This window comes from Telluribacter roseus (assembly GCF_017355915.2).
In the GTDB taxonomy this organism is placed as follows: domain Bacteria; phylum Bacteroidota; class Bacteroidia; order Cytophagales; family Spirosomataceae; genus Telluribacter.
Genome location: NZ_JAFEUV020000029.1, coordinates 1 through 13,519, shown reverse-complemented (window position 1 = coordinate 13,519; position 13,519 = coordinate 1). Strand labels below are relative to the sequence as shown.

9 protein-coding genes are annotated in these 13,519 nt (G+C 48.4%); 4 read left to right on the top strand and 5 right to left on the bottom strand.

Annotation, left to right across the window (positions count from 1 at the left end):
- Positions 1-111 precede the first annotated feature (111 nt).
- The 3 genes from nadE to JTN23_RS25355 all read right to left on the bottom strand — a co-directional run bounded on the left by nadE (position 112) and on the right by JTN23_RS25355 (position 4,242).
- Positions 112-2,139 carry an NAD(+) synthase gene (nadE, locus tag JTN23_RS25365; protein WP_247237922.1) on the bottom strand — a complete coding sequence of 676 codons (2,028 nt, stop codon included), beginning with the start codon at positions 2,137-2,139 and terminating at the stop codon, positions 112-114.
- Positions 2,140-2,287: 148 nt separating this feature from the next.
- A complete protein-coding gene (locus JTN23_RS25360; protein ID WP_247237921.1) occupies positions 2,288-3,016 on the bottom strand; it encodes a glucosamine-6-phosphate deaminase in 729 nt (242 codons plus the stop codon).
- A 17-nt stretch (positions 3,017-3,033) separates the two neighbouring features.
- Positions 3,034-4,242: an exo-beta-N-acetylmuramidase NamZ family protein gene (locus JTN23_RS25355; protein ID WP_247237937.1), complete on the bottom strand. Its 1,209-nt coding sequence runs from the start codon at positions 4,240-4,242 to the stop codon at positions 3,034-3,036.
- Between the two features lie 67 nt (positions 4,243-4,309).
- On the opposite strand from JTN23_RS25355, the gene JTN23_RS25350 reads away from it, so the two are divergent.
- The 4 genes from JTN23_RS25350 to JTN23_RS25335 all read left to right on the top strand — a co-directional run bounded on the left by JTN23_RS25350 (position 4,310) and on the right by JTN23_RS25335 (position 8,901).
- Positions 4,310-5,530, top strand: a complete 1,221-nt coding sequence (locus tag JTN23_RS25350) for an ABC transporter permease (protein ID WP_247237920.1) — start codon at positions 4,310-4,312, stop codon at positions 5,528-5,530.
- Positions 5,531-5,731: 201 nt separating this feature from the next.
- Positions 5,732-6,703 (top strand): MBL fold metallo-hydrolase, encoded by a 972-nt coding sequence (locus JTN23_RS25345; protein WP_247237919.1) that lies wholly within the window; start codon positions 5,732-5,734, stop codon positions 6,701-6,703.
- Between the two features lie 278 nt (positions 6,704-6,981).
- Positions 6,982-8,166, top strand: a complete 1,185-nt coding sequence (locus tag JTN23_RS25340; protein ID WP_310586748.1) for a PIN domain-containing protein — start codon at positions 6,982-6,984, stop codon at positions 8,164-8,166.
- A gap of 204 nt (positions 8,167-8,370) precedes the next feature.
- Positions 8,371-8,901 (top strand): REP-associated tyrosine transposase, encoded by a 531-nt coding sequence (locus JTN23_RS25335; protein ID WP_247237918.1) that lies wholly within the window; start codon positions 8,371-8,373, stop codon positions 8,899-8,901.
- A 240-nt stretch (positions 8,902-9,141) separates the two neighbouring features.
- Here the strand turns inward: JTN23_RS25335 and JTN23_RS25330 are convergent, their stop codons facing one another.
- Together JTN23_RS25330 and JTN23_RS25325 are read right to left on the bottom strand one after the other, a co-directional pair.
- Positions 9,142-11,313: a family 1 glycosylhydrolase gene (locus JTN23_RS25330; protein ID WP_262918673.1), complete on the bottom strand. Its 2,172-nt coding sequence runs from the start codon at positions 11,311-11,313 to the stop codon at positions 9,142-9,144.
- A 509-nt stretch (positions 11,314-11,822) separates the two neighbouring features.
- Positions 11,823-13,232 carry a TlpA family protein disulfide reductase gene (locus JTN23_RS25325; RefSeq protein ID WP_247237916.1) on the bottom strand — a complete coding sequence of 470 codons (1,410 nt, stop codon included), beginning with the start codon at positions 13,230-13,232 and terminating at the stop codon, positions 11,823-11,825.
- Positions 13,233-13,519: the final 287 nt, after the last annotated feature.

The window sequence follows — 13,519 nt, the reverse complement described above, 5'->3', positions numbered from 1 at the left end:
GAAGTGGTTGGAAAGCGTTTCTTGCCGTGCATTGTAAACTTTGAATGAGTGACGGAGAAGTAGTTATCAAAAACTCACTCCATCACTCATTCGCTAAATCACTCATTATTTCTAAAACCCAATCCGGCGAGCTTTTTTAATCCTTTTCTCAGCAGCATACTCCCTGAGCTCTTCGAGTTCCCTCTCGTAGCCCCCCGACAGGATCGGGAAGCGGCACCAGGTGCGGGGGTCGAGGTTGTGGTCGTCGAGGTGGAAAGAGGGTGCGTAGCGTTCCCGCTTCCACTGGTTACGGCTCCACAACTTGAAGAACCGCTCCGTCCAGTGCAGCATCTGCTCGGGAGCGTACTGTCCCTCAAAGCGTACCAGCAGGTTACGGTAGCAATCCACCGGGGGCTTTTTGTCCCGGATCGCCAGCTCCTCTACTGAGTTCAGGAACTCGTACGGCATCAGGTCATCCTCGTCGGTCTGCTTGTACTCCTGCGGGCGTAGCTCGGCGGTAGGTTGCAGGCTGTTGACCTTTTTGAGTCCTTCGATCCGGATGTGCTTGCCTTTTACGTCACAGCCTACGGTTTCGAGCCAGCGGAGCCAGTGCCGCAGGTAATGCTTATCAATACCAGCAAGGGGCGAAAGGCCTCCGGCCGTATCACCATCCATAGTAGCATACCCTACCGCCGCCTCGGAGCGATTCGACGTAGACAGCAGCAGATGGTTGCTGATATTGGTCAGGTACCATACACCCGGGGCACGTACCCTCGCCTGGATGTTCTGCATGGCTATATCATCCGTATCCCAGCTCAGTTGGCGGCCGATCTGCTCCTCAATGAGCTTGGTGTAGGTTTCTACTAGCCCGTTGATATTTACGTTATAGAACGTAGAGCCAATGGACAGCGCCAGTGAACGGGCCGACTCAAGGGTATCCTCTGAGCTATTCTCGGTACCCTGATAGATGTTATGAATGATCTCTTTTGAAATATCCTCCACCGTCTGGGCATCCTGGATCTTACCGATATAGCCCAGCTTCTGCTTAAAGCGCTCCAGCCCGATACTCTCATCCGCCAGCCGGATCATCAGACCGCACAAGGCTGTACAAGCCGACGAATCGGCGCCTCCCGAGAGCGAAATGGTAAAGCCCTGCGAGCGGCTCTTGCGCATGTAGTCAAACAAGGCCAGACATACTGCCCGGGCAAATTCTTCTTCCTTAATGGCACCTCCGCTTTCAAAAGGCTCCATGGTCGCTACCTGATGACGCACCGGTTCTATCTCCGGAAAATCAAAGGTAGCCACTACTTTCCAGGTCTCTTCCTTGGCCAGCTTGCCCAGGTTCTGCACCTGCGTCAGACGGGTATATTCGGTATCTATGACGGCTGTGATAACCAGATAATCTTCGTAGCTAAACCGGGGGCTGGTTACTAACAATGACCCGTTAGAAGCAATCAGGGCATCGCCATCGTAAATAGCGCGGCCGGCTTCGTTACCCAGGAGGTTGGTATAGATGTAGTTGCAGCCAAAGGTACGGGACGCGTCCACCACCAATCGCTCCCGGATCATGAATTTATTAAAGGCAAAGTGGCTGGCGCTGGGGTTGAGCATGATATCGACGCCACGATCATAGTGGGTACGGCCGGGACGGTTGGATATCCAGGCATCTTCACAGATCTCAAAGGCCATCCGGACTCCTGACACGTCAAAGATCAGGTCGCCGATGGGGTACTGCATCTGATCTATCTCGGTGCGGCTCACCACGCCCGGCGACCAGGCATGAAACCAGCGCGGCTCGTAGTGAATCCCGTTGCCAGGGAGGTTCTGCTTAGCATAGAAACCGAGGATACGCTTGTTCGCGATCAGACAGGCCGTGTTGTACACCCGGTGGTTGTGCCGGAGGGGCAAGCCTACCGCTACGATAATATCAGTAGTATGCTGTACGATTTCCAGCAGACACTTCTTGGCCTGCTCTACAATGTCATACGACAGGAAATAGTCTTCGCAGCCATAGCCTGTAATACACAACTCGGGCAGGCACAGTACCGACACCTCCTGCCGGCGTGCCTCTTCAATGGCTCCTATGATGTTGGCGGTATTATTTTTCCAGTCCATCGGGGTCTGGTTTACTACCCCGGCGGCTACTTTGATAAGTGTCATATAGTAGTCTGATGAATGATTCGGGTAGGGATTGATATTGCAGACTACCCGTGCCACCGTTCGAGACGGTGGCACAGGTATAGCGGGTCCCTCCTATCCTAACTAAAATAAAAAGCAAAAGGATTTGAGAAGATCAGAACCGGCCTGGCTAAAGGAGTGCAGAAGCAGCATCTGCATCCACCAGTACCCAGGCATCAGAATGCTCCTGCACCAGACTGGCCGGAAAGGTTTCGGTTACCTCCCCATTCACGGCACGGGCGATGACCGGAGCCTTGGCTTCACCACTGGCCATCAGCACCAGCCGTCGGGCCTCCATCATGTGCCGTAGCCCCAGGGTGACGCCTCCGGTCAGGGTAGTGGGTCCCTGGAAGTACTTCTGCCCTACTTCTATGGTGATGGGATCCAGTTCGGACACATGGGCGTAGGTATCAAAGGAGGTGCCGGGTTCGTTGAGCCCCAGGTGCCCGTTCATCCCTATACCCAATACGATCAGGTCCAGGCCACCCAGCTCCTCCAGCGCTCGATTGATGCGCTCACACTCGGCATGCAAATCATCGGCTCTGGCGTCGAAGAAAAGTACCTGCTCCGAACGGAAACCGATGGGATGCAGAAAGTCCCGGTCCAGTAGCTGGTGCCCGCTGCCTTCATCCTCCGGCCCCATTCCTATCCATTCGTCCAGCCCCACAAAGGTACATTGGGAGAAGTCAGCCAGTCCCTGCTCATGACGAAGGATCAGCTCACGGAACATACCCACGGGGGTACTTCCGGAGGGCAGACAGATGACGGCATCCGGCTTAGTCTGTAAGGTACTGACCACCACGTCAGCGGCGGCCCGGGATAGATGTTCGTAGGTAGGATATACCTGAAATTCCAGCATAAGTAGGTAGTAATAAATTAGTCAGCGTAGAGTACGTACTTCTTGCGCATCTCTTTGTAGCGGGCCAGCTCCGGCTCGTAGGCCTGGCGGATTTCCTTTTCCGACTTGCCTTCGGCCATCATCTTCCTGACCATATCGGTACCGGCCAGCTGGTCGAAGTACCTCGCACTGGTAAAGAACTTTGTTTTGTCGGGAGCCTTATGGTAGAAGTCGAGTACGTATTGGAGCGTGAAGCCAAGATTTTTGGCATCTACATCACGCAGGTCTTTCCCGTAGCACAGCTTGCCCTGGTTTGGCGGATTGACCGCGCCGGGCTTCTCCACGGGCGTGAATGTATAGGAGCCAAATGCCGGATTGGGAGCTCCAATTACCTGAAACTGAGTATCGGTACCACGGCCTACGCTGACAATGGTAGGCTCGAAAAGACAGATGGAGGGGTACAGCCACACCGACTGCATGTTGGGCAGGTTGGGTGAAGGCTTTACGGGTAAGGTGTACTCTGTCTTATGGGTATACTGCAGACAAGGTACCACCGTCAGGTCTGCCGATTTTTTGCCTTCCAGCCAGCCTTCGCCGTTGATCATCAGGGCCAGTTCACCGGAAGTCAGGCCATGTACCACGGGTACCGGATTCATACCTACGAACGAAGCAAACTTACGGTCCAGCACGGGGCCATCAATGAAGTGGCCATTGGGATTGGGCCGGTCCAGCACGATGCACTTCTTGCCCTGTTCGGCGCTGGCCTCCATCACCAGGTGCATGGTACTGGGGTAGGTATAGTAGCGTACCCCTACATCCTGAATATCAAATATCAGGACGTCCACCTCCCGGAGCTGCTCCGGCGTAGGCTTCTTGTTTTTACCGTACAGCGATACGATCGGCAGCCCCGTGCGGGTATCCACTCCATCCTTTATTTCGGCCCCGTCGGCCGCCATTCCCCGAAAACCATGCTCCGGTGCGAAAATTGTTTTTATATTCACCCCCAGCTTTTGCAGACTATCGGCCAGGTGGGTACCGTTAGGGAATATGGTGGTATGATTCACGACCAGCGCCACGCGCTTGTCTTTGAGCAGGGGCAGGTACTCACCGATGCGCTCAATACCCAGTACAGGTCCAACCTGTACGGCCGGTTGGTCTGATTTTTTGTCTTGCCGGGTAGTAGTCTGAGGGGTTTTGGTACTACACGACCAAAGCAGAATCAGAGATAGAAAGTGGATGAAGTTCATCACGGCTTGAATTTTCGTTAATTTTGCCAAATTATTAATTAATAGAATACTAACCTAACGCTACCTGTTGCGATTTCCTTCGTTCATATCCAGCCGCATCCGGCACAACAAAGTAGGTTCATTTTCGTCTACCGTATCCCGGATAGGTGTCGCCAGTATTGCCATCGGAGTGGCGGTAGGCATCGTAGCGTTTGCCGTACTGCTAGGGTTTAAGCAAACCATCCAGCAAAAGGTGTTCCTGTTCGGAGCGCACCTGCGCGTGAGCTCCCTCACCCTCAGCAATACGTACGAAGAGGGGCCTCTCAGCCGTACGACTCCCCTGGCCGAAGACCTCAGTCAGATGCCCCAGATCCGGCACTGGCACGCCGTAGCGCATAAATCAGGTATTCTTAAAACGCCCGATGAGCTCAAAGGTATAATCCTGAAAGGCGTCGACGAGAAGTACGACTGGACACTCTTCCAGAAGAGCCTGGTGGAGGGCCGACTGATCCAGCATCCCGACAGTGGCTACTCTACCGAGATCATCATCAGCCGCAAGATCGCCACCCAGCTCCGGCTCAAGCCCGGCGATGATGTACTGATGTACTTTGTGCAGAACCCGCCCCGCGCCCGCAAGCTGCAGGTGGTAGGTATCTACGAGACCGAACTGGAGGAATTTGATAATACACTGGTGGTTGGAGATATTACACTGGTGCAGCGGCTCAACGAATGGGGCGCCGATACCGTAGGTACCTACGAGATCTACCTTAAAGACTTTGAGCAACTGGACCAGGTGGCGATGGAGGTATTTGACCGGATGTCGCCGGATATGGTACTGCAAAAGGTGACCGAAAGCTTCCGGCCCCTGTTCGACTGGCTTATCCTGCTGGACCGCAATACGGCCGTATTCCTGACGCTGATCCTGTTTGTGGCCTGCTTTAATATGATCTCCATCCTGCTGGTCATGATCATGGAGCGTACCCCGCTGGTGGGTCTGCTCAAGACACTGGGTAGCCCCGACAGCCAGATCCGCACTATTTTTCTGCGCGTAGGGATCTACATCGTGACCCGCGGCCTGCTCATTGGCAATGCCATTGGTCTGCTCTTCTGCTGGGTACAGTACCAGTTTCAGCTTCTCCCCCTCGATCCCGTCAACTACTACATGGATACCGTTCCCATCGTATTTGACTGGGGCATCATCCTGCTCATCAACGCCATTACGCTACTGGTTGTAGCGTTGGTACTTACGATCCCGACCTACGTCATTACCCGCATCCAGCCCATCCGGGCGCTGCTGTTCAAGAAGTAGCTATCAGGCGTATCAGACATTAGCAAATCCAGAATTAGGTTTGTAACTTAGGATGAGTAATTGTCTACTATCCTTAGATACAGAACCTCTACATCCTATTGCCACTCAGGCGTAATGTACTTACGCCTGTACCTTATTGCTATCCATCCTTACCACCTACCGAACCATCAATGATCCACCATAAACCACACACTCCAGGTCATGAAAAGACGACAGTTTCTCCAGAACAGCACCGCTCTTGTAGGTGCCTTTCACTCCGTACAGTTGCATGAATTGAACCACATGGGTACTACTATGTTTCCTGCGGCTGATGATGTAGTTACTCGCCACGTAGGGAACATCAAAACCACCATATATAAAGACACGACCCATAAGTACATGGCGAAAAACTACTTTATCAACGCCGCTCCGGAGGAGCTGACCCAAGCCCTTACTAAGTACCAGATCACTCCCGACAACATCCCGTCTCCCTTTATAGCAGTACTACTTGAGCAGGGTGATAAGAGGATACTCATCGATACCGGACTTGGTTTTTCGGAGAAGCCGGTGATGGTGGGTAACAATCCCGTGCCCCTGAACGGCCGGTTGAACCAGTTACTCCAGCAACAGGGCATAAAAGGGAGCGACATCACCGACGTTGTCATCACCCACCTGCATCCCGACCATATTGGAGGGGTGTACTCGGATGAAGGGGCACTACTTTTCCCCAATGCCCGGTTCCACATTCATGAGGACGAATGGAGCTACTGGTTTTCTTCGCAGTCGGTTAATCAGCCCGCCCACTTCAGGTTCTTTATTGATCGGAACGTGGCGAAGCTAAAGGACGGCAATCTGCACCTGATCAAAGGCGACTTTGTGGATCTGCTGCCGGGCGTAACCGCTGTAAAGGCCGAAGGACATACGCCGGGACAACTGGCCCTGATCATCCACTCGCAGAACGACCGGATGCTATATACCTCGGATGCCTTCCTGCACCCCATCCACATTGAACGGCTGGACTGGCAGACCAGCTACGACCTGGACCACGCCAAAGCCCGACAAACCCGAATGAAGCTGCTCGACCTGGCCCACAAGGACAACATGCTTGTCAACGCCTTTCATTTTGACTTTCCCGGCCTGGGGCGGGTGGATAAGACCAACAACAACTGGACTTGGAGGTATACAAATAAATAAGGATATTGCTGATACAGGGCAGGGAGTTGGACTAGGCGCACTCAACAGAGATGGCGCGACTAGCCGGGGCTTGCTTTGATATAATTGAAAAATAAAGTCTCTGTACATAATATATGAATATATGCAGACGAGTACATTGATGAATACTATACGATGTACAAGAGCAAGCATAAATTAAGATAGTAATAGGATTAATTATATACAAGTAGATAATCATGGACTATAACCTATAATATTAAAATACAATATGTCAACTAAAAAAGATCTTTTTTACTTAGATAAAGTTTTTCCAGAACCCGATAAGGTTTTTTTCAGAAAGTTATAAACAATCAGAAGAAATCATTAGAGACGGTATAATTATTTTAGACACTAACGCATTACTAGTTCCTTTCGATGCCAACCCCAAAATTGTTGATAATATAAAGGAAATCTTAATTAGCTATAAAGACAGGGCAAGACTCTTTATTCCAGCCAGAGTAGCACGTGAGTTTGCAGGAAACAGAGCTAAGTACCTATCTAATACATTTCTATATATTAAGCAAACTAAGGAAAATTTAAATAAATTTGACTTTAAAATTAACAAATATCCTGTATTAGAAGGCAATACAGACTACGCTGAACTTATACATAGCTTTGATTCAATTAAAAACACTATAAAGAAATGTAGAGAAAATCTTACAAAGATAGAAAATCATATACAGAACTTGAATTGGAACGACAATGTAAGTACAATATACAAAGATATTTTTACTCCTGAAATAATAATAGAAGTTCAAAAATCACTGAAAGAGTTAGAACAGGACTTGCTATTTAGGATTAGTTATAAAGTTGCACCAGGTTATAAAGACTCGGGCAAAGCTGATGATGGTATAGGTGACCTAATTATTTGGCAAACTATAATTGAGATTGCTAACTCAAAACAAAAAGATGTACTCTTTGTAACAAATGATCAAAAAAACGACTGGTTCTATCGACAGGACAACTTAGGCCTATATCCTCGTTTTGAACTATATGATGAGTTCAGGCGAAAAACAGGGGGAAAATCAATTGGGATAGTAAACCTTTTGAAATTTTTGAAACTATCAGCAGCTAATGAAGAGACAATAAATGAAATAAAAACCATAGATGAAGAAAAAGAAACGAAAGATAACATTAGCTTTGAAGCCAGCTTTACTGGTTTCAGTAATGAGCCTTCACCCACTCAAAATAATATTTATCAATTAAAATTACCTCCACCTTCTTTTGCAACTTTTACTATCATAGGAAAAGATAAGTCAAATACTGATATAAATGAAGTAATTCAAATATTTTATAATCTCGGAATTAAAATTATACATGTAAATTTAACTAATTCAAACATTATAGATATTAGAGTAAAAATTGATAGCTACGATCTAATTGACACAGTATTTAATGCTTTCAAAGAGAAAAAAAGATATTTTATCACTGCACAACCGGCATAGCATCTTTACTTCTCCTCATGGTGATTGCTCGGCTCTGATAAGCAACTACTTTGAGATACCCCCAAATCGTCCATGGGACTCCCCTCCCCCGCAGTGACTCGGCTCCGACGAGGGACAACATTATGAGCCCTCCGGGTGAAACAGTATTATATAGCTATTTTATATTAAAAGTACCATATACAAAATTAAACCAGTAAGAAAATAGTGTCCGAACTACGAAAGACGTACGAAGGAGGTGTATTCTTTCTAACACTAACAGTAGTTGGCTGGATGGATGTATTTACGCGTCCCCTGTATGTGAATGAGATTGTAAAAAGCCTTCAGTTCTGTCAGCAAAAGAAAGGGCTGGAACTGTATGCCTATGTTATCATGACTAATCACCTACACCTGATTGCTCGCCGCACCGAGGGTGAACTATCCGAAGTACTTCGTGATTTCAAAAGTTTTACGGCCAAGCAACTACTGAACTTGTTGCTTACCAATCCACAAGAATCACGAAAGGACTGGATGGAGATGGTTTTTCGGTACCACGGCGCCACTACCCAGCAAAACGACAGATACGCCTTCTGGCAAAAGACCAATCACCCCATTGAACTTACGTCTCCCTCTGTCATTCTGCAAAAGATTGAGTACATTCACCAGAACCCGGTGAGGGCAGGCTTCGTGCAGGAGCCTCACGAGTGGCAGTGGAGTAGTGCCAATCCTCAGAGTCCTGTGAAGGTGCTGGCGTTTTAGCTACAATAGTGCCTTAGTGTGGTGTTTTAGTTTTGTTATAGTCGCCCAGAGGGCTTTCCATAGTCGTCACTCGTCAGAGCCGAGCGACTACGGAGGTATGCCGCAGGACAACTCCCAACTTCAACCAGCAGCGGCCACTCGGAGAGACTTAGCTAATCCTAAACCACATAGCTGCAAAAAATAGAACGCCTGCCGCAAGCAGGCGTTCTTCTCGCATAAGATTCAGTATAAGTACCTGGCCTATATAGTAGTCATCGAAGGCTGATATACAACCACTGCCTCTTCGAAATACCTTTCCAGGGCATCATTCAGTGATGGAAGGTATATCCCCTTCTCACTTTTCAGTACACTATACCTGGGCCTTTCTGCTTCCCATTGCATAGTGTGTGAGGGTACTCCCTTTACCACATACCGCTGATAACCGGCCATTTCGGCAACTCGTCTGGCCAGTTCGGCGCAGGTGACACTTCCCTTATTGGCAATGTGATATATTCTCTCTTCGCCATCAACTATCAGATCCAGACTAGCATGTACCAGATCAGGTATGTAGGTGGGCGACACCACTACATCATTGGCAGCAATTATCTGCTTACCTCTTTCCAGATCGCGAAGAGTGGAAGAAACAAAGTTGTGCTTATCCCAGGGGGCGAAAAGACCGCTGGTTCGTACAACCAGGGCATGAGGGTTCTTGGTAAGTACTACCTCTTCTGCCACGGATTTGCACCTTCCGTACATATTCAATGGTGCAACCGGATCACTCTCTACATAAGGCCCACTTTTCTTGCCATCAAATACCAGATCCGTTGAGAAGGTCAGAAAACGGATAGCATGCCAGTGACAAATCCTGGCCAGCAGTATCGGTCCGTAGGTATTGACCTGTAGGCAGGTTTCGTACTCTTCTTCTGCTTTATCCACGTCGGCGTACTCGGTTGCATTCACTATGGCCCACGGATTCAGCTCCTTTACCAATTGCTCTATGGCCTGCCGATTGGTGATATCAAATTCATGCCGACCAAGCAGCCTATGGTGAATATTTCTTTCTTCACAGATCTTACTGAATGCACTCCCCAGGGCTCCATCACCAAGTACCAGGAGCGGTCGGCACTGGGCTATTGGGGCTTTCATCTCCATCTGAGCCAGTTTGGCAGTACTATAGATTTGCCTGTTTTCCCTGAGCCACCAGCCTTCTTTTTCCAGTATAGGATGGTAGTAGGCCTTGTGCATAGTGAGCTCCTGCAGATACCGCGCCAATGCGGTCGGTCGTGGGGTACCGGTACTTACATTGAAAGCACCCGGTTCATACACGCCCCCCGGTTCGGTACACAGGCGGTTCCAGCCGGTTAGTCCGAATAAGGCCCAGGCCGTTATGGCTCTGAAATCTACTCCCTCCGCTTTGACCTTATTGACGGTTTCCCACATGGAATGGAACCAGCGGATCTGGTCTTCGCGGGTGCTATGCAGGTGGCACTCCGTAATAGCCAGGGGCAGCTGCAGGCGCTCCCATGCCTCTTTCAGAAGCGTGTATGGACCGCACTCCTTTCCTTCCATCGATACATGTACCGTATGAATATCCGCATAGCGGTGCTTCCGGTTTCCACCATGATACTGCCTGGGATAGTTTCCCAGATCCTCATCCAGATACCGCTCCGATGTGAGGTAGTAGTTAAAACCTGCCACATCAGGCCGGCAGTTGTTTGCATGAAACCATTTCAGCTCCTCCTCCTTAATACCTACTTTAAGCATGTACTGATACATGACCTTATCGGGAGTCAGTGTACCACATAGCAGCTCGTACGAAAGCCAGCGGCGTTCATTTTCAAAGTCAGCCTGGTACTGTAAGGCAGGTGTAGCGTGGCACTTGCCCAGATCTTCCGTCTGGATCAGCCTGGCATCCGGGTTGATCTCCCTGATGGCTCGCATGGCCAGTATGGTAGCCTTACATTCACTGATCAGTATCCGAAAGAATGGCAGGTAGGCCTTGGTATGAGGGTACCAGTGTCCATACAATCCGCAGAAGCGTGCCGTTGTCAAAGGCTCATTTACCGGTGTATAGTATTGGATCCACGGAAACTTCTCAGCTACTGTACGGGCATAGTCGGCCAGCCCATTTTCAAAAGAACCATCGAAGAAATTCACATAACTGGGCCCGCTGCCATGGTGTACCAGTCCGGCAATAGGCGTAATGTCCAGCTCCCGCATTCGGGTCAACGTCTTTTCAACAAAACTCCAATCCGGTACGCTATCCTTCCTGGGCAGATGCTTCTCCCAAAGTACCGGGTAGCGCAGCATCTTTATACCCAACGATGCTAGTAGATCAATATCCTCTGTACCGCGTTTATAATGTCCTGAATATTCTGATTGATCAAAGTACTGATTACCGACCCGGTTTATCGTACATTCTATTCCTCCCAAATCTCCATCTCACTTCCCGTATTCATAAACACTCCTTTCTGAATGGGTTAAATACAATTCTTTTGCAGCTGAATTATAAGAATTGTACCAGAGTATAGATAGCAGCGTTACCTGCCACGCCCTAATCTACAAGCCGGAAGGGACTCAGAAAGGAGAAGCAACCACCCATAAAACAGCCTCTGAGGCAACCACTTCACCTTCTGCCCATTATCAATATACGTCAGGAGGATATTCGCTGCCTGCACAAGTATCTGAATTCGGGATTTTTTAGGTAGCCAGAACGTGTAAGACCAGAAATGATTATTATAGCAACTATTTCACGCTTTATACCTGTTTTGGGTATTCATAGCCTCAAAAAGCGTAGAAAAGACACTTGTCAAAATGGTTGCTGCCGGATTGTAGTGGTTAGGAAAACTACCCGGGGGTGAAGCTTTGCTAGTATCGCATGGAACAGCGGCTCCTCCGATCAACTGTGAGCAAAACTAATGGGGTATATGTATGCAGGTTTACTATATCCCTACATAGTGCTTTACAAACCCCACCCAATCCACACCAAAGGGAACTGTGATGTACTTTCCTTCCGGTGTGATCAATACCTTAGTCGGATAGGCTTGCACTTTATATATATTTTCTATTTTACCATCAGACATAGCCACGGGAAATGTAAACTTCTTTTGCTCCATGTAAGCGCTTACTTTATCTTTTGTATCCCGGCAGGCCACAGTCAACAGCGCAATAGTATCAGACCTTTGCAAAACAGTTGACTGATAGAATTTATCCAGTCCGGGATGCTCCTGACGGCAAGGGCCACACCAGGTACCCCAAAAGTCAACCAGTATCCACTTGCCCGAAAGATTGTTGCTTACAAAGGGGTTTCCATCGAGTAAGGTAAATGAAATAGAGGGCGCTGCCTTTGCCGTTCTGTTAATCGCTGTCCTCCAGTAGTTGGCAAAAGGCTCCTCTGGAGCGAGGTTCTTGGTATAGAAGGTTTCCAGCCTACTCTTGTATTCCGGAGCAATAAGCGCTGTATTGAGTAGTGCGGCTAGCACTTCCTTCTTATTGGTAGATCTGCTTTCGAGAAAAGTAAAATAATCGTCCCTGAAGCTTGCTTTTTCACCTCCGGTGAGCATAATCATATCATAGAAGTAAGCCGGAGCATGATTTTGGTCAACCAGATCGGGACTGTAATCAAAGGCATTTTTCAGGAGCTGGACTTTTGTTGCTTCACCCCTGGTTTCACCAGCTTCTATATAGTTGGCATAGGCATACAGATAGCGGTACCAGGCCCGTTTTTCCAGCTCAGTCCGGGAGGTGGAGTCGGTTACCATTGTCTGACCGCCTTCCAATTTCGTCTTTATGGTCAGAAGCAGGTCGTGAGCCAAAGGTTTGGTAGCCTCCTGTTTCGCTAGTATCTGATGAATAAGGAGTCCGTAGCGTCCCTGCCGGTTTTCATATAAGCTCCCGGGCAACAGCTCCTTTTGGATAAATTCATGGGTAAGAGCTGTCAGGGCAACCGGATCAGTATGGTTATCCTGAGCTTTTGATAACAGGTATAAAGGCCTTACTGACTGTTGTAAAACTTTATTGCTATCAAGTGCCATCTTCTGCAGTAACCCTTTACTGAAAAGCAGCCTTCGGTTGTACGCATTGATCTTACTGGTATCACTCTTTTCAAAGTCCCTCTGCCTTAATTGCAGCGCAAATGAATCATGAATCAACCCTTTTAACAATGGCTCATAAGCACTATTGGAAGCCAGCTTTTGTATATAGTACAAGGCAGAGTCCTGCTTTAAGCTTTCGTTGACAAACTTCTGAAAGCTATTGAAATACAGAATTGGATCTTCTTTGGGCTTATTACCCGATTGGGCTTTCGCATGGTACATCAATAAAAAGCAGAACCCTACCAGTAGTCTTTTCATGTCTTTGGAAGTTTGTTTAGCATTGCGTACAACCACCTTGACGAAAAGACGGCTGGGAAATCTACCTGTATCCTGTATAGTCGAAAATGCCCCTTTTAAAGAACTTGCTCTCTACCTGTTTAAAATACAGGATGCTATTGAGGTTGTGCGAGGGAGTGTAATTTTATGGTTGGTTAATAAATTTGTTCTATTAATGCGTGAGTAGATCCGTAATAGTCAAACCTTGTACTTATTATGGCAAGCTATAAACAAACCGAGTACGAAGTGCTACGCCGGCGCTGTGTCGC

Bases quoted from the DNA above. Each gene is read 5' to 3' on its own strand.
- nadE (WP_247237922.1), bottom strand. From the start codon at position 2,139: ATGACACTTATCAAAGTAGCCGCCGGGGTAGTAAACCAGACCCCGATG.
- JTN23_RS25360 (WP_247237921.1), bottom strand. From the start codon at position 3,016: ATGCTGGAATTTCAGGTATATCCTACCTACGAACATCTATCCCGGGCC.
- JTN23_RS25355 (WP_247237937.1), bottom strand. From the start codon at position 4,242: ATGAACTTCATCCACTTTCTATCTCTGATTCTGCTTTGGTCGTGTAGT.
- JTN23_RS25345 (WP_247237919.1), top strand. From the start codon at position 5,732: ATGAAAAGACGACAGTTTCTCCAGAACAGCACCGCTCTTGTAGGTGCC.
- JTN23_RS25325 (WP_247237916.1), bottom strand. From the start codon at position 13,232: ATGAAAAGACTACTGGTAGGGTTCTGCTTTTTATTGATGTACCATGCG.